This is a genomic window from Pseudomonas sp. AC255, assembly GCF_979258175.1.
This window is the reverse complement of the sequence record NZ_OZ409841.1, coordinates 2,878,552-2,898,136: the sequence shown is the minus strand read 5'-3', so window position 1 is coordinate 2,898,136 and position 19,585 is coordinate 2,878,552. Positions and strand designations below refer to the sequence as shown.

Genomic DNA, 19,585 nt, shown 5'->3' with positions numbered 1-19,585 from the left:
GTATCGGCTGTGTGCCATTGTTTGTTTTATCTTTCGACCGAGAACCTGCTTGTGCCAAGTAGCCGTTTGACACTGATTTGCCATGCGCGAACCGTCGCACAGAAACTGGCGCGTTTTCCTACGGACGAGCCTGTTGAAGAGTTGCATTTAGCTTCTGACGCGTGGAGGGCGCGATTCGCCCCGCCACGGCGACTGATTTGCGCGCCTGAGCTGCGTACCCGGCAAACGGCAGCGTGGTTTGGCGTCGATGCGCAGCTTGATCAAGCCCTGCGCGATTGCGATTGGGGACGCTGGCACGGCCAATCGATCAAGGATCTGCAAGCCAATGAAAACCAGGCTTTGCAAGCCTGGCTGGCCGATCCTGAAGCCGCACCCCACGGCGGCGAATCGGTCAGGCAACTGACGCAGCGGGTCTCAATGTGGCTGGACTCCATCGCCGAAACCCCAGTACATGTAGTGGCAGTCACCCATCCGTTCGTCATTCGCGCGGCGCTGATGCAGGTGCTGCAGGGCGCAGCGTTCAATGCGATCGACGTCGAGCCGCTGTCGGTGATCGAGCTGCGTTTCAACGGTATCTGGCGTCTGCGCTTGCCGGGCATGGCCCTTGAAGAGGAATTCTGATGAAACAGCTGCTGGTCATCGGCATTGGCGCCGGCAATCCGGACTACATCACGATGCAGGCGGTGAAAGCGCTGAATCGGGTCGATGTGTTCTTTCTGCTGGATAAAGGCCAGAGCAAGCAGACGCTGATCGATCTGCGCCGCGAGATCTGCGAGCGCTACATCACCGACCACGCACATCGCTTTGTCGAAGCCAGCAGTCCGGAGCGCGAGCGCGGCGATGTCGACTACACGGCGAGCGTCGATGCACTGAACCTCGCCAAGCAGCAAACCTTCGAGCGGCTGATCAACGAAGAATTGTCCGACGGCCAGTGCGGCGGATTCCTGATCTGGGGCGATCCGGCGTTATACGACAGCACACTGCGGATTCTTCAGGCGATTCAGGCATCAGGCCGCTGTCAGTTTGAATACGAAGTGATACCGGGGATCACCAGCGTTCAGGCCCTGGCTGCGCAGCACAAAATACCTTTGAACACGATTGGTCGCTCAGTAGAAATCACCACAGGCCGGCGATTGGCGGCGGGGCAGGTGAGTGAAGCGGACAGTCTGGTGGTAATGCTCGATGCCGAGGATTCGTACCAGCGGGTGGCGGATCGGCAGACCGAGATTTTCTGGGGCGCTTACCTGGGCACGCCGGACGAGATACTGCTCAGCGGCCGGCTGGCGGAAGTGGCCGATGAGATCGAACGGGTGCGCAAGGCGGCGCGAGCGGAGCATGGGTGGATTATGGATACCTATCTGTTACGCAAGCCTTGAGTGGTTGGCGCCTGAACAAGCGCTTTCGCGAGCAGGCTCGCTCCCACAGGGAAATGCGTTGCAGAATGTGGGAGCGAGCCTGCCCGCGAAGGGGTCAGAACATTCACCACCGATTGTAGACAGGCAAAAAGAAACCCGGTGCAACGCAAATCGCACCGGGTTTTTTGTTGCCAGCCAACAGCGGATGTCGTGGATCCGCCGTCAACCTAGAACTCCGTATCAGCCGCGTTCCAGCGCCAAAGCCACGCCCTGACCGCCGCCGATGCACAAGGTCGCCAGACCTTTTTTCGCATCGCGCTTGAGCATTTCGTGCAGCAATGTCACCAGCACGCGGCAACCTGATGCGCCGATCGGGTGACCGAGGGCGATGGCGCCACCGTTGACGTTGACCTTGTCCAGATCCCATTGCAGGTCTTTGGCCACGGCCAGCGATTGCGCAGCGAACGCTTCGTTGGCTTCAATCAGGTCGAGCTGGTCGATGTTCCAGCCGGCCTTGTCCAGGCAGCGGCGGGTCGCCGATACCGGGCCGATGCCCATGATCGCCGGGTCGACGCCAGCGTTGGCGTAGGCGGCAATCCTGGCCAGAACCGGCAGGCCCAGCGATTTGGCTTTCTCGGCACTCATCAGAATCACGGCGGCGGCACCGTCGTTCAGCGACGAGGCGTTGCCAGCGGTGACGCTGCCGTCCTTTTTGAACGCCGGACGCAGTTTCGCCAGAGATTGTGCGGTGGTATCGCCGCGTGGCTGCTCGTCGACCTTGAACGCGACCGGATCGCCTTTGCGCTGGGGGATCAGGATCGGCGTGATTTCATCAACGAAGCGCCCGGCCTCGATCGCAGCGGCGGCTTTCTGCTGAGACGCGGCAGCAAAGGCGTCCTGCTGTTCGCGGCTGATCTGGTATTTGTCGACCAGATTCTCGGCAGTGATGCCCATGTGGTAATCGTTGAACGCATCCCACAGGCCATCGCTGATCATGGTGTCGACGATTTGCGCGTGGCCCATGCGCAGACCGGTGCGCGCACCCGGCATGATGTAGTTGGACAGGCTCATGTTTTCCTGACCGCCGGCGATGATCACCTCGGCGTCGCCGCAACGGATCGCTTGCGCGCCCAGGTGCAGAGCCTTGAGGCCGGAACCGCAAACCTTGTTCAGGGTCATGGCCGGTACGGCGTGGGGCAGGCCAGCCTTGATTGCGGCTTGACGTGCCGGGTTCTGCCCGGCGCCAGCGGTGAGCACCTGGCCCATGATCACTTCATCGACCTGCGCACCGTCGAGGCCGGTCTGCTCGAGCAACTGGCGGATCACCGCCGCGCCCAGGTCTACGGCGGATACATTGGCCAGGGAGCCCTGAAAACTGCCGATCGCAGTACGCGTGGCGGCAACAATGACGACGTCTTGCATGTGCGAATTCCTCACTGGGCAGCGAACTGCATTTCTGGTACGTGATCCGGGACGATCAGTTTACCAGCGGTTTTGGCGACGATTTCCTCAACACTGACGCCAGGTGCGCGTTCCTTGAGGACAAAAGCGCCATTTTCGATTTCCAGATACGCGAGGTCGGTCAGCACGCGCTTGATGCAGCCGGCACCGGTCAGTGGCAGGCTGCACTTGGCCAGCAGCTTGGACTCACCATCCTTCGAGGCGTGGGTCATGATGACAATGATGTTGTCGGCGCCGGCCACCAGATCCATCGCGCCGCCCATGCCCTTGACCAGTTTGCCGGGGATCATCCACGAGGCGATGTTGCCTTCGACGTCGACCTCGAACGCGCCGAGCACGGTCAGGTCGACATGGCCGCCGCGGATCATCGCGAAGGATTCGGCGGAATTGAAGATCGACGCGCCGATCCGTGCCGTCACCGTTTGTTTGCCGGCGTTGATCATTTCTGCATCGATGGTTTCTTCGGTCGGGAACGGACCCATGCCGAGCAGGCCGTTTTCCGATTGCAGCATGACTTCCATGCCTTCGGGGATGTAGTTGGCGACCAGGGTCGGAATGCCGATGCCGAGGTTCACGTAGTAGCCGTCCTGCATTTCGCGGGCGACGCGCTGAGCCATTTGTTCGCGGGTAAGTGCCATGTTGTTGTTCTCCGTAGGCCTGAATTATTTGCGGATGGTGCGCTGTTCGATGCGTTTTTCGAACGTGCCGCAAATGACCCGGTCGACGTAGATGCCCGGGGTGTGGATCTGCGTCGGGTCGAGTTCGCCGGGCTCGACGATTTCCTCGACTTCGACCACGGTGATCTTGCCGGCGGTCGCGGCCAGCGGATTGAAGTTCTGCGCAGTGTGGCGGTAAACGACGTTACCGAAATGGTCGGCCTTCCAGCCTTTGACGATGGCGAAGTCGCCGGTGATGGATTCTTCCATCAGGTATTTGCGGCCCTTGAATTCCCGCACTTCCTTGCCTTCAGCAACCGGGGTGCCAACGCCAGTGGCGGTGAAGAACGCCGGAATGCCGGCGCCGCCCGCGCGCATTTTTTCGGCGAGGGTGCCTTGCGGGGTAAGGATGACTTCGATCTCGCCCTTGAGCAGTTGCTCTTCAAACAGTTTGTTCTCGCCGACGTAGGAGGCGATGACTTTGCTGATCTGGCGGTCGGTGAGCAGCACGCCGAGACCGAAACCGTCGACGCCGCAGTTGTTGGAAACCACGGTGAGGTCACGGGTGCCCTTGCGCTTGATCTCGGCGATCAGATTTTCCGGAATGCCGCACAGACCAAAGCCGCCGGCGATAACGGTCATGCCGTCTTCCAGCCCGGCCATCGCTTCCTCGTAGGAATACACACGCTTGTCGAAACCTGCCATAGGCACCTCTTTTATTATTTGCGGGCGGCTGGCTAGCCGAATGACTGGAGTGTCTCTCTGCTGGATATATTTGTTAAGTTGATTTTTAAGGTGGATTGATTGATAAATCTCACCAATACGCGTTCGGCGATGATCGTTCCCACGCTCCGCGTGGGAATGCCTCCAGGGACGCTCCGCGTCCAGTGACGCGGAGCGTCACGCGCTGCATTCCCACGCAGGAGCGTGGGAACGATCAGGGCCATCGCATCACGGCTTGCAGCTTGACGCTTGCCGCTCGCAACTGGAGCAAAGCGACATGACCATCAAACAGATCCGGGCCTTTCTCGCCGTGGCCCATAGCCTGAGCTTCGCTGTGGCCTGCGAGCGTCTGCATTTGTCGCAATCGGCGCTCAGCCTGACCATCAAGGCGCTGGAAGAGGGCCTGGGAGGGCGTCTGTTCAGCCGTAACACGCGTAACGTGGCGTTGACCCCGGAAGGCGAGTCCCTGCTGCCGCTGGCGCGCCGCTTGATCGCCGACTGGGACAATGCCGAAGACGAAATGCGCCAGCGTTTCAGCCTGCAGCGCGGACGCGTGACGCTGGCGGCGATGCCGTCGTTTGCCGGCAATCTGCTGCCGCCGATTCTCAAGAGCTTCCGCGCGCGTTATCCGAACGTCAACGTGACGGTCAACGACGTGATCAACGAGCAAGTGCTGGAAATGGTCCGCGATCGTCAGGTTGAACTCGGTGTGGCGTTCGCGCCGATGCAGAGCACGTCGATGACATTCACGCCTTTGTATGTCGATCGCTTTGTCGCCGTGGTGCCGGCCGATTCAGCGCTGGCCGGTCGCGCCGACATCGATTGGCAGACCTTGCTGGAGCAACCGTTCATCACCCTGCAGCGGCCATCAACGGTGCGGGTGATGCTGGAAGAGCATTTGCAGGCGCGCGGAATGAAGTTGCCGGTGGAGTTCGAGAGCCATCAATTGGCGACGGTAGGGCGAATGGTTGCCAGCGGGCTTGGGGTCAGCGCGGTGCCGGCATTGTGCGCGGGGCAAATGCGTGAGCTGGGCGCGCATTGCCTGACCTTGAATGATTCGGTGGAACGGGCGATTGGTGTGTTGACCGAGCCGGGCAATGAACTGTCGGCGGCGGCGCAGGCGTTGTTCGAGATTCTCAAGGCTGAAGATTTGCAGCGCCAGTTCGATTTCCCCCTCACCCCAGGAACGCGGAAACAGAGCGTCGAACGCTGATTCAGTGTGGGAGCGAGCCTGCTCGCGAAGAACGATAACGCGGTCTAAACCTTGGCCACGCGCCACAGATACCAGGCCGCAACCGTCCGATAAGGTTTCCACGCCTGGCCAATCTCGATCATCTGTTTGCGCGTCGGCTGCACCTCCAGTCCCTTCAAGCGCCGATATCCCTCACGCACGCCAAAATCATCCGCCGGCAGGATGTCCATACGTTCCAGGCTGTAGATCAACAGCATCTCCACGGTCCAGCGGCCGACCCCGCGCAGGCTGGTCAGGCGTTCGATCAGGGTTTCATCGTCCATCGCCCGCGCAGTCGGGTAATCCGGCACCACGCCGTCCAGCGTCGCCTGGGCGATCCCTTGAATCGTCGCAATCTTGCTCGCCGAAAAACCACAAGCACGCAGGCGCTCGACCTCGGTAGCCAGAATCTGCTGCGGACGCGGAAACGCCTGGCCGGGGAACAACTCCACCAAACGCCCAAGGATCGCATCGCCGGCCTTGGGGTGCAGTTGCTGATAGGCAATCGCCCGTACCAGCGATTCATACGGGTCGCGCGCTGGATGTGGCTGATGCCGACATGGCCCGACGGCGTTGATATGGCGTTGCCAGTCATTGTCTATCGCGGCCAGAAAAGCGCTGGCCATCTCATACATGTCAGCCATGTTGCGGTGATTCGAACGTACTCATCGAAATCCCTGTTTGCGTGTTGGATCGCACGGCTCAAAAAGCCAATTGTTGAGTCATTTGCAGTGCGGCGTTTTCCAGTCTGAGTAGAAACGCCTTGCGCGGTTGTCCGCCACCATAACCGGTCAGCGAGCCGTCTGCGCCGATCACTCGGTGGCACGGGACCACAATCGACAACCGATTGTGCCCGTTGGCCAGGCCGACGGCACGGCTGGCGCCGGGTTTGCCCAAGCCTGCCGCGATGGCGCCGTACGTGCTCGTGCGGCCATAGGGAATTTGCAGCAGCGCCGCCCACACCTCACGGGCGAAAGTGCTGCCGGGCAGGTGCAGCGGCACGCTGAACTGAGTCAGTTTGCCGGCGAAATAATCCGCCAGTTGCACCTCGATCTGCTGCAAGTGGGCGTTATGCCCCGGCGCAACCGCGTAGCCATAACGATTCTGCAGCGCTTCGACTTCGCGGGTCAGCGCCGGTCGATCGAGAAACTCCAACAACACCAGCCCACGCTGCTCAGCCATGGCGATCATCGGCCCCAGCGGCGTGGTCAGGCGGGTGAACAGCAACGGCTCACTATTGGCCGCACGGCCCGGGGTGATGTGGAAGGACTTCTGAAACGCATCGCGAAAACCGCTGAGCGACTCGTAGCCGGAGTCGAACGCCGCGTGATCGATCGACGTGCCTTGCCTGATCCCGCCCAAGGCCATGCCGAGGCGACGTGTGCGCAGCCAGGCGTGGAACGTCATACCGAAGTGCTGCTTGAACCAGCGTCGCAGTTTCAGCGGTTCGATGCCCTCGGCGAGCAATTGCGCATCGCTCCAGCGCCGTTCGGGATCGGCGTCCACCGCATTGAGCAGGCGCTGCACCCAGTCCGGGGCAATGGCTGCCGCGTCCAGCGGTTTGCAGCGCAGGCAGGCGCGGTAACCAGCGCACAGGCATTCGTCGGCGTGGGCGAAGAATTCGACGTTTTCCGGTTTCGGCTTGCGCGCCGTGCAACTGGGGCGGCAAAAGATCCCGGTGGTTTTCACGGCGGTAAAGAACACGCCTTCATAGGCAGTGTCGCGCTCGAGCATGGCGCGAACCATTTCGGCGTGGGGCGGCAGGGCAGCGGCTGGTATGTTCATAGCCAGAGAGTAAATCCGCTTTGTCGATGGCTCCACCGAAAAATCGACAGTGAATTTTTTCCCTTGTGCAGCACAATGGGCGTGTCGCCGCTTTCGAGGAAGCCAACCCATGCATCCCTTTTCCATTCAGCGCATTGATCACATCGTTCTGCGCGTCGCCGACCTGCAGCGCAGCATCGATTTCTACGCCAGGGTGTTTGGCGCCGAAGTGGTCAGGCATAACCAGCCACTGGGGCTGGTGCACCTGCGGGCCGGTACGTCGATGATCGATCTCGTCGATTTGGCGGGCGAACTCGGGCGCAAGGGCGGTGGCGCGGCGCAGGCGCAGCGACGCAATGTCGACCACTTCTGCCTGCGCATCGAACCGTTCGACGAAGCCGCGCTCATCGCCCATCTGCAATCGTTCGGGCTGACCGTTGAACAAGCCGCCAGGCGTTTTGGCGCCGAGGGTTACGGCTTGTCGCTGTACTGCTTTGACCCGGACGGCAATCAGGTCGAACTCAAAGGCCCGTCCGAGAGCGATCAGCCAGCGGTTTCCTGAAGCAGCAGCTCGGCCACTTGCCCGAGGGCCGAACGGCCGTTTTGCGGTTGTTCAGACGCCAGATTGAACAGCGCCAGTTGCCGATCGGCGCTGGTGCCGGTGTCGATGATCGTCCGGGCACGCTCGAACAACTGCGCCGCGCCCAATACCTGGGCCGTTTCGGCAAAACGCTGCTCGGCCAGTTCCAGCCATTGCGCGAGCGAACAGTCGCCGTCGATGCCTTCGACCAAAAAGCGCGCATGAATCCCCTGATGTTTGGCCCGCCAGCGATTTTCCTCCAGCATCGAACGTGCGGTCTGGTCATAGAGCAATCCTGGCCGCCGCTGCGCACTGGCGTGAGCCACCAGAACGCGAAAGAACGCCGCGAGGGTCAGCGCATCGTCGACGCGAGGGCAAGCGTCGGTCATGCGCAGTTCCAGGGTCGGAAAACGCACGGCCGGACGCACGCCCCACCAGCACTCGCCGGGCTGGCTGATCGCGCCGATGCGCGTGAGAAACGCCAAGTGCTCGTCGTAATGGCGCTGATCGGCGAACAGCGGCGGGATGCCCATGCGTGGCCACTCGTCACACGCGGTCTGCCGATAGCTCATGAAGCCGCTGGCGGCGCCATCCCAGATCGGCGACGAACAGCTCAGTGCCAACAGCAGCGGCGTCCACGGCAGGACTTCGCTCATCACGGCGATGCGATCCAGCGGCTCGATCACCTCGACGTGCACATGCAGGCCCGACAACACGCTGCGCCGGGCAACATGGCCGTAGCGCTCGAAAAGATGATGGAAATGTTCCTCGTCGGTCGGAACCTGCTCGCGCCAGTCGGCCAGCGGATGACTGCCGGCGCTGAGCACGCCCAGAGCAAACGGTTCAAGGGCTGCACCCAAAGCCTGACGGCTGCCACGGAGAAAATCGCCAGCGTGCACAAAGTCGCTGAACACCGGCGAAGCGACTTCGATCTGGCCCTGAAACATCTCTGTGGCAAACCACACGCCCAGCGCCGCCCGGCAAGCCTCGATGGCCTGTGGTGGCGGGCTGCCGACCATGCGCAGGCTCAGCAGGTCAGTGAGAAAGTACTCTTCCTCAATGCCGAATCGCGGGTGGCTCATGACAGTGCTCGAGCAAGTGGTTCTCTTGAGAACCGTGCGCCGTTGCGGTGGTTCACGCCAGGCGACCAGTGCCCCGCGAATGCACCGTTGGTCTTGTCCATTGCACTTGAGCGGCCAAGGCGTTTCCAAACAAGTCCGATCAACGTGTTCTGGAGGCAGACATGAGCAACCCATCCAGCAACGACAAAGCGCTTAACCAAACCGTCAATCCCAACGACGACGGCTTCGCCATCGGCACGGCCGGGCGCGATGAAGACCCCAACGCCACCACCGACTGGGACGTTAGTCGAGATAACGAGGATGTCATGACGCCGGACGATACTCGCGGTCTGCCCGGTTATCCCGGGGCCGAAAAAACAATCCTTCGAAACCCGTTGCCGACAGCAGCGTACCGGCCAACGGCGACCCATCGGTGCAGAACGACGGCGCTGATTGAGGTGGTCAGCAGTGGCAGGATAATGGCGTCGGTCGAACTTTTCTGATCCGGCGCCACTCTGAACCTGTCATAGGGTCGCAGTTCGACAGAAAAAACGCTTCGGCAGGCAGAAAAAGCCGCGTGGCGTGATAAATTCCCCCACGTCGAGCCCACCCAGAATGGCCCCTGCCGGGTCCCACCAAGAGCGATCTACATGCAAGCAAAGGCCCGTGAGGTTTATGTGCCACCGGTGCTGCAAGATCTGCGGGCCGGCACAGCCGAACTGCACATCGCACTGGAAAAACGCCTTCCTTTTTTACCGATACCCTCGATACCCCCGCATTCGAGCGCTTGATGGCGGCCTATTACGGGTTCTATCAGCCGCTCGAACAGACGTTGCTCGTCAGTGGCGCGATCCCGGACGATTTCAATCTGCTGCCTCGTCTGAAGGCTGACATCCTGCGCGCCGACCTGCGCGCACTGGGGGCAACCGCTGATGATTTGCCGCTGTGTGAAGATCTGCCAGTCATCGACTCCAGCGCCGCCAGTCTCGGTGTTTTGTACGTGCTCGAAGGCGCGACTCTCGGCGGGCAGATCCTGCGTCGGGAGATCGCCGCGCGGCTGAATCTGGACGCCGACAATGGCGCTGCCTTCCTCGATGTCTACGGCGCGGCCACCGGGCGGCGCTGGCGCGAGTTCATCGAATACCTGAGCAACCGGCCCATGGCGGCCAGCGAACGCGCGGCCGTGGTCAGCGCAGCACAAACCACATTCAGCTGTTTCGAGCAGTGGCTCGAGCGCCAGGAGGTACTGGCATGAACCCGCAAGACCCACAAGCCTTTGAAGAACTGCTGGCCAACTGTGCCGACGAGCCGATCCGTTTTCCTGGCGCGATCCAGCCCCATGGTTTGCTGCTGACCCTGACCGAGCCTGCGCTGCAGATCATTCAGGTCAGCGCCAACGTCGAAACCCTGCTGGCCCGCGCGCCCGAATCGCTGATCGGCCAGCCGCTGCACAGCCTGATCGGCGCCGAACACACCGCGCACGTGCTCGAAGCCTTGCAGCAGACAGCGTTTTCCGAGGCGGCGCCGCTGCGATTCGAGCTCAACGGCACTGAATTCGAAGGTTTGCTGCACCGCCATCAGGGCGTGCTGATTCTGGAGCTGGAAATTCATGTGAAGAATTTCCAGCCGCGCAACGTCGCCGGGGTCAACACTCACTTGGGCCGCATGCTCCAGCGCCTGCAAGCGGCGACCACGCTGCAGGCCCTGTACGACATCAGCGTCAAGGAAATCCAGGCGATGACCGGTTACGACCGGGTGCTGATCTATCGCTTCGAGGAAGAGGGCCACGGTCAGGTCATCGCCGAAGCGTCCGATCCGTCGATGGAAGTGTTCAACGGCCTTTTCTTCCCGGCTTCGGACATTCCCGAGCAGGCGCGCGAGCTGTATCGCACCAACTGGTTGCGGATCATCCCCAACGCCGATTATCAGCCAGTGCCACTGGTGCCGAAGCTGCGCCCGGACACGCAGACGCCGCTGGACCTCAGTTTCGCCACGCTGCGCAGCGTCTCGCCGATTCACTGCCAGTACATGAAGAACATGGGCGTGCTGTCGTCGATGAGCATTTCCCTGCTCAAGGGCGACAAGCTCTGGGGCCTGATCAGCTGCGGCAATCGCCAGCCGTTGCACGTGCCGCATGAATTGCGCATGGCTTGCCAGACCATCGGCCAGGTCCTTTCATTGCAGATCAGTGCCATGGAAACCCTTGAACTGACCCGCCAGCGTGAAGAGAAGGTCGAAGCGCTGTCGCGGCTGAATCAGGCGATGATCGATTCGCCGCAGAACGTTTTCGACGGCCTCGCCCAGCAGCCAGCGACGCTGATGGCGCTGGTCAATGCCGGCGGTATTGCGATCATCGAAGACAAGCAATTGCACCGTTACGGCAACTGCCCTGAACCGGAAGAAATTCGCGCGCTGCACAAGTGGTTGCAGGCGCGCGGCGAGCCGGTGTTCGCCAGCCATCACCTGTCCAGCGTTTACCCACCTGCGGCGCAGTATCAGTCGGTAGCCAGTGGTGTGCTTGCCATGAGCCTGCCGAAACCGGTGGACAACGGCGTGCTGTGGTTCCGTCCGGAAGTGAAGGAAAACATCAACTGGAGCGGCGACCCTCGCAAGCCGCTGGATCTGGAAAACTCCGACGCCGGGATGCGCTTGCGTCCGCGCACCTCGTTCGAGATCTGGAAAGTCGAGATGGCCGGGATCTCCACCAAGTGGAGCCACGGTGACCGGTTCGCCGCCAACGATCTGCGCCGCTCGGCGCTGGAAAACGATCTGGCCCGCCAGGTCCGTCGTGAGCAGGCGGCGGTGCAGGCGCGCGATGATCTGGTGGCGGTGGTTTCCCATGACCTGCGCAACCCGATGACGGTGATTTCCATGCTCTGCGGCATGATGCAAAAAACCTTCAGTTCGGAAGGTGCGCACACCTCACGGCGTATTTCCACGGCGATCGACACCATGCAGCAGGCCACGGCGCGGATGAACACGTTGCTGGAAGACCTGCTCGATACCTCGAAAATCGACGCCGGGCGCTACTCCATCACCCCGCAGGCGCTGGAGGTCGGGCACATCTTTGAAGAGGCACAAGCGTTGCTGTCGCCGCTGGCCCATGACAAGGACATCAGCATTTCCTTCCAGGCCGATCCTGACCTGCGCATCCACGCCGACCCTGAGCGGTTGTTTCAGGTGCTGTCGAACCTGGTGGGCAACGCCATCAAATTCACCCCGCGCATGGGCACGGTCGGCGTGCACGCCAAATCGGTGGGTGACGAGATCGTGTTTATCGTGCGTGACAGTGGTGAAGGCATTCCCAAGGAGCACTTGCCGCATGTGTTCGACCGCTACTGGACGATAAAGGAAGGCAACCCGACCGGTACTGGCCTGGGTTTGTACATCACTCAAGGCATCGTCGAAGCTCATGGCGGCCAGATCGTCGCCGAGAGCGAGCCGGGGCAGGGCAGCGAATTCCGCTTCACCGTGCCGCGCCTCGCCTGAGTGCCCCCTGTAGGTTTTGATCGTTCCCATGCTCTGCGTGGGAATGCCTCTACGGACGCTCTGCGTTCGGCTCTGAATGGGACGCAGAGCGTCCCGGGCTGCATTCCCACGCAGAGCGTGGGAACGATCAGATCAGATTCGTATCCTCAGGGTCATTTTCTTCAATACCGCAAATCCCCCGCTCGCTACCGTAGCCACCTCGTTCCTCGATTGAAGCAGGTGTGCAATGAGTCTGATTCTTTCCATGGCGGCGTTTGCCCTCGCCGCATCCATCACCCCCGGGCCGGTCAATATCGTCGCCTTGAGCGCCGGCGCGCAGTACGGTTTCCGCGCCAGCCAACGGCACGTGGCCGGGGCGACGCTGGGGTTTGTGCTGCTGCTGGTGCTGATGGGCCTGGGCCTGCATGAGGTGTTGCAACTGTGGCCATTCATGACCCGCGTGGTGCAATGGGCCGGGGTGGCGTTCCTGTTGTTCATGGCCTGGAAACTGGCCAGCGATGACGGCCAACTGAACACCAGCGAGTCCGGCCGTGCGCCGTCGATGCTCTATGGCGCGGTGATGCAATGGCTCAACCCCAAGGCCTGGCTGGCATGCGTCGCCGGCATGGGCGCGTTTGTCGCCGACGGCGAGGCGCGGCTGGTCTGGCAATTTGCGGCGGTGTATCTGGTGATCTGCTATCTGTCGGTGGGCTGCTGGGCGTATGCCGGGACGTTCTTGCGCGGGTATCTGAGCAATGCGGCAGGGATGCGCTGGTTCAATCGGTTGATGGCGTTGTTGCTGGCGGTGAGTGCGCTTTATTTGCTGTTCACTTGATTGACAGGCCCACCACAACCCCCTGTGGGAGCGAGCCTGCTCGCGAATGCGGTGGATCAGTCAGTGAAGTGTTGAATGACACACCGCTTTCGCGAGCAGGCTCGCTCCCACAAGGGGGTAGTGTTCAACTTCGAGTATGAAGTCAGCCGCGATACTGCCCCGGCGTTGCCGCCAGATGTTGTTTGAACGCTCGCTGAAAATGCGCCTGATCGGCAAACCCGGCCTGGAGCGCGACATCGGCAATCAATTGGCCGCTGCGCAAGCGCTCGCGGGCGAACTGGATGCGCTGGTTGACCAGGAAGGCATGGGGCGTCATCCCGTAACGCTGCTTGAACGCGCGAATCAAGTACGACGGCGACAGCTGCGCCGCCGCGCAAATTGCCTCGAGGCTGAGCACTTCTGTGCAATGTCCACGGATGAAATCAGCGGCGCGTTCCAGCTTGAAATTCGGCTCATCGACGGGCTCATCCGCCGGATTCAGGCGAACCTGCAAATCACTGAAAAACTCTACCGCCGCGCTGTGTTTCGCCAGCGCCTCCATTTGGTCGTCGAGCAAAACCTCATACAACCCCATCAATTTGCCGAACAGCTCGGCATCAGCCAGATGCGTGTCGGAAAATCGCCGGAATTCCAGCTCCCCGGCAAACCCCAATTGATGCTGCAAATCCGTCAGCCACGGCGTTTCGACATACAACATCACGTACGACCAAGGCTGATCATCGATCGGATTGCAGGCGTGCACATCGCCGGGATTCATCAGCACCACGGTGCCGGCCGCCACCTCATACTGCGCCTGCTCATGCACATAGGTGCTGCGCCCGGCGGTGATTGCGCCGATGGAAAAGTGCGCATGGGAATGCCGCGCATAACAGACTTCACGCCCATCCGCGATGGCCCGCGCTTCGATGAAGGGCAGGGCGTCGTCGCGCCAGAAGCGCGGGGCTTTCTCGGGGTTTTCGCAGCGGCGTGTTTCATCGTGATTGTCCCGGCAGGTCAGCGCCTGAGTGTATTAGCTCTGGCCGTCGAATGCCCGTTGCAGTGCGGCGACATCAAGTTCTTTCATCTGAAACATCGCCTGCATTGCAGCGCCGACTGTTATAGGCTCTGGGGGGCGTGACACCAGGGGCGCGATGGAGATTTCTGCCCGCGCTGTGGTTCGTCGGTGTTCAACCGCAGTGTTGATGAGGTCGAGGTGAACCTCGGCGCGCTGGATGCGCCGGATCAGTTGAAGCCGACCTATGAGAGCTGGATTGTGCGGCGTGAATCGTGGTTGCCGGATTTTCCGCTGGCCAGGCATTACCGTGGTGATCGTGAAGGCGAAGGGCGGGCAGAGGGGTAGGGGATTGATTCAGCCTTCAGCACGCTTGCGATTTCTGTGGGGGCGAGTCTGCTCGCTAAGGCTTGTTGTCAGGCGGTGGGGGTGTTTTTGAGTGGGTACATATCCGTTGCTGCGGTAACGGCTGCTTATGGTTCCGCCCTTACGGCGGGTCACCTTTTTCAAACGCCAAAAAGGTAACCCAAAACGCTTGCTCCTGCGTTCGGCCCTCGCAGGCTCGGGTTCCTTCGCTGCGGGATCGATCCGGGCGCAGCGGCTCCGGTTTGCTTCGCTGCACCTCCTTCCGCTGTGTCTGGCTGCGCCAGACGGTCGCTGCGCTCCCACGCCCGGATCAATCCCTCCGCTCAGCCTTCCGACGTCGCCGGTGGATCAAAAGCAAGATCAAAAGCACTCGAGCTTGCGCTCATTGTTGAGTGGGGCGGCTGCGCCGCGGGCAGCTGCGCTGCTTTGTTTTTCTGTGGGAGTGAGCCTGCTCGCGATAGCTATCTCAAAGATACGAATGAACAGCGGACCTACCCTGATCCCTGTGGGAGCTGGCTTGCCAGCGATGGCGGCCTTCCAGCCGACCAGTCTCTGACGGGTACACCCAATTTCAACTGTGGGAGCTGGCTTGCCAGCGATGGCGGCCTTCCAGCCGACCAGTCTCTGACGGATATATCCAATCCCAACTGTGGGAGCGAGCCTGCTCGCGAAAGCGGAGTGTCATTCGCAGATAATTGGACTGGAGAGACGCCTCGCGGGCAAGCCCGCTCCCACAGGGGATCAGTGTTTGCCAATTGCAGTAAGCCTGATTGAGGCGGTTAACCGCGAATAAACGCCAACAAATCAGCATTGATGGTTTCAGCCTGCGTCGTCGGCATGCCATGCGGAAATCCCGGGTACGACTTAAGTGTGCCGTTGGGCAGCAGTTTCGCCGATAACGGTGCGGAGTTGGCGTAAGGTACGATCTGGTCATCCTCGCCGTGCATCACCAACACCGGCACGGTGACTTTTTTCAGGTCTTCGGTGAAGTCAGTCTGCGAGAACGCGACGATGCCGTCGTAATGCGCCTTGGCCCCGCCGATCATGCCCTGGCGCCACCAGTTGGCGATGATTCCTTCCGCCGGCTCGGCGCCAGGGCGGTTGTAGCCGTAGAAAGGTCCACTCGGCACATCGCGATAAAACTGCGCGCGATTCGCCGCCAACTGCTCTTGAAAGCCATCGAACACCGATTTCGGCAAACCGCCCGGGTTGCTTTCGGTCTGCACCATCAGCGGTGGTACGGCGCTTATCAATACCGCTTTGCTGACCTTGTCCTGACCATGTCGGGCGATGTAATGGATCACTTCGCCGCCGCCGGTGGAATGGCCGACGTGGACAACGTCGCGCGTACCCAGATGATTGACCACTGCCAGCACATCGTCGGCGTAGTGATCCATGTCGTGGCCGTCCCAGACCTGGCTTGAGCGGCCATGCCCGCGTCGATCATGAGCAATCACCCGAAAGCCCTGTGCCAGGAAAAACAGCATTTGCGCATCCCAGTCATCCGAGCTGAGCGGCCAGCCGTGGTGGAAGTGGATCACCGGCGCGTCGCGCGGCCCCCAGTCCTTGTAGAAGATGTCGACGCCGTCTCGAGTGGTGACAAAGCCCATATTCGTTACTCCTGACCTGTGATGGACAACCGCGAGGTTCGCGGACCGGTTGCGCAGAGATACGACGACTCAGTGCGAGCCGTTATCAACTGTAGGAGCAATGCCGGGGTCTGCATGACCGCTGGTCACAACGTCTGGCTTGCTGCGCAAATTAGGCTTTGCTGAAAGGGATAAGCGCGGGCGTCCGTAGGTTTTTGCGACCACAGCGACGCCCCTTTGCACCACCGTGAGCCTGAGGAAATCCGCTGATGCTGACCCTGAATATCAATGGCAAGGACCAAGAGCTCGATGTCCCCGCCGACATGCCGCTGCTCTGGGTTCTGCGCGATATCGCGCACCTGACCGGGACCAAGTTCGGTTGCGGCATGGCCCAGTGCGGCGCCTGCACCGTGCACGTCGACGGCGCGCCCTTACGCTCCTGCATTACCCCGGCGACTGCCGTCGCCCATGGGCAGAAAATCCTCACCATCGAGGGCTTGTCCACCGATGGCTCGCACCCGGTGCAGCAGGCCTGGGCCGAGCTGGACGTGGTGCAGTGCGGTTATTGCCAGTCCGGGCAGATCATGTCCGCCGCCGCATTGCTGGCGAAAATTCCCAAGCCCACCGACAGCGATATCGATCAGGCGCTCTCCGGCAATATCTGCCGCTGCGGCACCTATCCGCGCATTCGCGCTGCGGTCAAACGCGCCGCCGAAATCGGCTGAGTCATTCTCTGGGAGAGGAACGATGAACAGTCCTGTATCGCGTCGCGGGTTTCTCAAGGGCAGCGCACTGTTAAGCGGCGGCCTGATGGTGGCGTTTGTGATGCCCGGGGCCAACCGCTTTGCCCGGGCGGCAGAAAATCAGAACAAGACCTTCGCACCCAACGCGTTTCTGCGCATCGCGGCGGACAACAGCGTCACCGTGCTGCTCGGTCATTCGGAAATGGGCCAGGGCATCTGGACCGGCCTGACCATGCTGATCGCCGAAGAACTGGACGCCGACTGGTCGAAAATCCGCGTCGAACACTCGCCAGCCTCGGCGGCGGATTACGGGTTGCCGGCATTTGGCGGCATGCAGATCACCGGTGGCTCGACGTCGACCTGGATGGAATTCGACCGCTATCGACTCGCCGGGGCGACGGCGCGGCAGATGCTGGTGGAAGCGGCGGCGAAACGCTTCGACGTCGCCCCGTCGACGATTCGCACGGAGTCCGGCGTGGTCATCGCCGGGGACAAACGCGCGACCTACGGCGAACTGGCCGATGCCGCCGGGCAACTGCCGGTGCCGGACCCGAAAACCATCACTTTCAAGGAAGCCAAGGACTGGAAAGTCATCGGCAAACCGACCAAGCGCCTCGATACCCCGGAGAAGATCACCGGCCGCGCCAAGTTCGGCATGGACGTGCAGTTTGAAGGCCTGATGACCGCGATGGTCGCCCGCGCCCCGGTGTTCGGTGCCACGGTGAAATCCTTCGAAGGCGCCGCAGCGCTGGCCATTCCCGGCGTACACAAGGTTGTGCAGGTGCCCAGCGGCGTAGCGGTGGTGGCCGAGCATTTCTGGGCGGCGAAGCTGGGCCGTGATGCGCTGAAGGTCGATTGGGACCTGGGGCCGTTGGCCGACATGAGCAGTGAAAAGCTGCTGGAGAGTTTCCGCAAACTGGCAGCGACGCCGGGCACCTCGGCCACGCAGGCTGGAGATGCCAAGGCCAATTTCGGCAAAGCCGCGAAAAAAATCGAGGTCGAATACAGCGTGCCTTACCTGGCCCACGCGCCGATGGAACCGCTCAATTGCACGGTGAAAATCAGCGCCGGCAAATGCGAAATCTGGACTGGCACGCAGTTTCAGACCCTCGACCAAATGGTCGCCAGCAAGATCACCGGGCTCAAGCCCGAGCAGGTCGAAATTCACACGGAATTTCTTGGTGGTGGCTTCGGTCGCCGTGCCAATCCGACTTCGGATTTCGTCGCCGAAGCGGTGCAAGTGGCGAAAGCGGCGGACCTGCCGGTGAAAACCGTGTGGGCGCGCGAAGATGACATTCGCGGCGGCTACTATCGTTCGATGTACCTGCACAAGGCGCAGGTCGGACTGGGTGCTGATGGTTTGCCGATGAGCTGGCAGCATGTGCTGGTCGGCCAGTCGATCATGGCCGGGACGATGCTCGAGGCAGCGATGGTCAAGAACGGCATCGATGCCACCTCGGTCGAGGGCGTGGCCGACAGTCCGTACATCAAGGATCTGCCTCATCATCAGGTCGACCTGCATTCGCCGCAGACCGGCATCAATGTGTTGTGGCTGCGTTCGGTGGGCCACACCCACACGGGTTTTGTCATGGAATCGCTGATCGATGAACTGGCGACGGCGGCGGGCAAGGATCCGGTGGAGTACCGACGAACGCTGCTCAAGGCGCACCCGCGCCATCTCGGCGTGCTCAATCTGGCGGTGGAGAAGGCCAACTGGGGCGCGCCGTTGCCGGACGGGCATGCTCTGGGCGTGGCGGTGCACGAGTCGTTCGGCAGCTACGTGGCGCAAGTGGCGGAGGTGTCGCAGGACAATCTGGCGATCCGCGTGCATCGGGTGGTCTGCGCGGTGGACTGCGGCATTGCGGTGAATCCGCAAAGCATCGCCGCGCAGATGGAATCGTGCATCACCTTCGGTCTCGGCATGGCGTTGCACAGCAAGCTCACCGTCAAGGACGGCGGCGTCGTGCAATCCAACTATCACGATTATCAGGTGCTGCGGCTCAACGAAATGCCGGTGGTGGAAGTGCACATCGTCCCCAGCAGTGAAAAACCCGGCGGCATCGGCGAGCCCGGCGTGCCACCGACCGCGCCGGCGGTGGCCAACGCAGTGTTCGCCTTGACCGGGCAACGCCTGCGCGAACTGCCACTGCAATTGTCGGGGGTGTGAGATGAAACGACATCTTGTGTTGGGCACCGTCGTGTTGCTGGGCCTCGGTGGCTATGCCTCGGACCTGTTTGCCGAGGATCAGCAGGCGTTGAAAGCCTTCGCCACGGTGCAGAAAGTCTTTCAGAGCCCGCGCTGCCAGAACTGCCACATCCCCGGCGATTCGCCGTTGCAGTTCGACGCTGGCATCCCTCACGCGATGAATGTAGTGCGCGGCATGGATGGCAAGGGCGCCGCCGGTTTGCCCTGCGCCACCTGTCACGCTGAAAGCAATCCGCCGGCCAGTTATGGCCCCCATGCGCCGCCGGGTGCGCCGCACTGGAGCCTGCCGCCAGCGGCACACAAAATGGCCTGGATCGGCCTGCCCTCGGACAAGCTCTGCGCGATGATCAAGGACCGCGCGAGCAACGGCGATCGGGATTTTGCCGCACTGTTAAAACACGTCAGCGAAGACAAACTGGTGCTCTGGGGCTGGAATCCCGGGGCAGGGCGCGCACCGGTGCCGGTGCCGCACGATATTTTCGTCGCGCAGTTCAAACTCTGGGCCGATGCCGGCGGGCCGTGTCCGGTGGCGCAAATGTGATGCCCCGACGATTAA

General features: G+C 61.5%; 17 protein-coding genes and 3 pseudogenes. 12 read left to right on the top strand and 8 right to left on the bottom strand.

What is annotated here, in order from left to right; translation table 11 throughout:
- Positions 1–51: 51 nt before the first annotated feature.
- Positions 52–621, top strand: a complete 570-nt coding sequence (locus ACZZ0K_RS13215) for a histidine phosphatase family protein (protein ID WP_258707929.1) — start codon at positions 52–54, stop codon at positions 619–621.
- Positions 621–1,376 (top strand): precorrin-6A synthase (deacetylating), encoded by a 756-nt coding sequence (gene cobF / locus ACZZ0K_RS13210; protein ID WP_258707930.1) that lies wholly within the window; start codon positions 621–623, stop codon positions 1,374–1,376. Before ACZZ0K_RS13215 ends, cobF begins: the two co-directional genes overlap by 1 nt.
- A 219-nt stretch (positions 1,377–1,595) precedes the next feature.
- On the opposite strand, the gene ACZZ0K_RS13205 is transcribed toward cobF, so the two are convergent.
- From ACZZ0K_RS13205 to ACZZ0K_RS13195, 3 genes are read right to left on the bottom strand one after another with little or no spacing between them, the layout of a single operon-like run.
- Positions 1,596–2,777, bottom strand: coding sequence for an acetyl-CoA C-acetyltransferase (locus ACZZ0K_RS13205; RefSeq protein WP_252869193.1), 1,182 nt, complete (start codon positions 2,775–2,777; stop codon positions 1,596–1,598).
- Positions 2,778–2,788: 11 nt separating this feature from the next.
- Positions 2,789–3,454, bottom strand: a complete 666-nt coding sequence (locus tag ACZZ0K_RS13200; protein WP_258707931.1) for a CoA transferase subunit B — start codon at positions 3,452–3,454, stop codon at positions 2,789–2,791.
- 24 nt (positions 3,455–3,478) lie between these two features.
- Positions 3,479–4,177, bottom strand: a complete 699-nt coding sequence (locus ACZZ0K_RS13195; RefSeq protein ID WP_016774135.1) for a CoA transferase subunit A — start codon at positions 4,175–4,177, stop codon at positions 3,479–3,481.
- A 295-nt stretch (positions 4,178–4,472) separates the two neighbouring features.
- On the opposite strand from ACZZ0K_RS13195, the gene ACZZ0K_RS13190 reads away from it, so the two are divergent.
- The gene (locus ACZZ0K_RS13190) at positions 4,473–5,408 is read left to right on the top strand and encodes a LysR family transcriptional regulator (RefSeq protein ID WP_024012475.1); all 936 of its coding nucleotides are present in this window, start codon (positions 4,473–4,475) and stop codon (positions 5,406–5,408) included.
- Positions 5,409–5,452: 44 nt separating this feature from the next.
- Here the strand turns inward: ACZZ0K_RS13190 and ACZZ0K_RS13185 are convergent, their stop codons facing one another.
- Complete coding sequence (locus ACZZ0K_RS13185; RefSeq protein WP_258707932.1) at positions 5,453–6,070, bottom strand: DNA-3-methyladenine glycosylase family protein; 618 nt, start codon at positions 6,068–6,070, stop codon at positions 5,453–5,455.
- A gap of 58 nt (positions 6,071–6,128) precedes the next feature.
- The gene (locus tag ACZZ0K_RS13180; protein WP_258707933.1) at positions 6,129–7,211 is read right to left on the bottom strand and encodes a bifunctional transcriptional activator/DNA repair enzyme AdaA; all 1,083 of its coding nucleotides are present in this window, start codon (positions 7,209–7,211) and stop codon (positions 6,129–6,131) included.
- Positions 7,212–7,320: 109 nt separating this feature from the next.
- Between ACZZ0K_RS13180 and ACZZ0K_RS13175 the strand changes: the two genes are divergently transcribed.
- Positions 7,321–7,752 (top strand): VOC family protein, encoded by a 432-nt coding sequence (locus ACZZ0K_RS13175; protein WP_236169363.1) that lies wholly within the window; start codon positions 7,321–7,323, stop codon positions 7,750–7,752.
- Here the strand turns inward: ACZZ0K_RS13175 and ACZZ0K_RS13170 are convergent.
- Positions 7,734–8,852 (bottom strand): carboxylate-amine ligase, encoded by a 1,119-nt coding sequence (locus ACZZ0K_RS13170; RefSeq protein ID WP_252883558.1) that lies wholly within the window; start codon positions 8,850–8,852, stop codon positions 7,734–7,736. The genes ACZZ0K_RS13175 and ACZZ0K_RS13170 overlap by 19 nt on opposite strands.
- A gap of 161 nt (positions 8,853–9,013) precedes the next feature.
- Here ACZZ0K_RS13170 and ACZZ0K_RS13165 point away from each other — a divergent pair, with 161 nt between their 5' ends.
- The 4 genes and pseudogenes from ACZZ0K_RS13165 (at position 9,014) to ACZZ0K_RS13150 (ending at position 13,134) form a co-directional block, all read left to right on the top strand.
- On the top strand, positions 9,014–9,334 hold the full coding sequence (locus ACZZ0K_RS13165; RefSeq protein WP_463559138.1) for a hypothetical protein: 321 nt from the start codon (positions 9,014–9,016) through the stop codon (positions 9,332–9,334).
- Positions 9,335–9,481: 147 nt separating this feature from the next.
- Positions 9,482–10,086 (top strand): annotated as a pseudogene (locus tag ACZZ0K_RS13160) (biliverdin-producing heme oxygenase).
- Entirely contained in the window at positions 10,083–12,320 is a 2,238-nt protein-coding gene (locus ACZZ0K_RS13155) for an ATP-binding protein (RefSeq protein ID WP_252883559.1), read from the top strand. The pseudogene ACZZ0K_RS13160 and the gene ACZZ0K_RS13155 overlap by 4 nt, the downstream one beginning before the upstream one ends.
- A gap of 226 nt (positions 12,321–12,546) precedes the next feature.
- Positions 12,547–13,134 (top strand): LysE family translocator, encoded by a 588-nt coding sequence (locus ACZZ0K_RS13150; RefSeq protein WP_095179566.1) that lies wholly within the window; start codon positions 12,547–12,549, stop codon positions 13,132–13,134.
- Positions 13,135–13,276: 142 nt separating this feature from the next.
- Here the strand turns inward: ACZZ0K_RS13150 and ACZZ0K_RS13145 are convergent.
- Positions 13,277–14,109: pseudogene (locus ACZZ0K_RS13145) on the bottom strand (AraC family transcriptional regulator).
- Between the two features lie 163 nt (positions 14,110–14,272).
- On the opposite strand from ACZZ0K_RS13145, the pseudogene ACZZ0K_RS13140 reads away from it, so the two are divergent.
- A pseudogene (locus tag ACZZ0K_RS13140) lies at positions 14,273–14,473 on the top strand (GFA family protein); the annotation flags it as partial.
- Positions 14,474–15,270: 797 nt separating this feature from the next.
- On the opposite strand, the gene ACZZ0K_RS13135 reads toward ACZZ0K_RS13140, so the two are convergent.
- Positions 15,271–16,101 carry an alpha/beta fold hydrolase gene (locus ACZZ0K_RS13135; protein WP_041478641.1) on the bottom strand — a complete coding sequence of 277 codons (831 nt, stop codon included), beginning with the start codon at positions 16,099–16,101 and terminating at the stop codon, positions 15,271–15,273.
- Positions 16,102–16,349: 248 nt separating this feature from the next.
- On the opposite strand from ACZZ0K_RS13135, the gene ACZZ0K_RS13130 reads away from it, so the two are divergent.
- Genes ACZZ0K_RS13130 through ACZZ0K_RS13120 form a run of 3 tightly spaced genes read left to right on the top strand, consistent with a single transcriptional unit; the run spans position 16,350 to position 19,570 of the window.
- Positions 16,350–16,805 carry a (2Fe-2S)-binding protein gene (locus tag ACZZ0K_RS13130; protein ID WP_041478642.1) on the top strand — a complete coding sequence of 152 codons (456 nt, stop codon included), beginning with the start codon at positions 16,350–16,352 and terminating at the stop codon, positions 16,803–16,805.
- 22 nt (positions 16,806–16,827) lie between these two features.
- The gene (locus ACZZ0K_RS13125; protein WP_463559137.1) at positions 16,828–18,990 is read left to right on the top strand and encodes a xanthine dehydrogenase family protein molybdopterin-binding subunit; all 2,163 of its coding nucleotides are present in this window, start codon (positions 16,828–16,830) and stop codon (positions 18,988–18,990) included.
- Between the two features lies 1 nt (position 18,991).
- Positions 18,992–19,570, top strand: coding sequence for a hypothetical protein (locus ACZZ0K_RS13120; protein WP_056784654.1), 579 nt, complete (start codon positions 18,992–18,994; stop codon positions 19,568–19,570).
- The last annotated feature ends 15 nt before the right edge of the window (positions 19,571–19,585 follow it).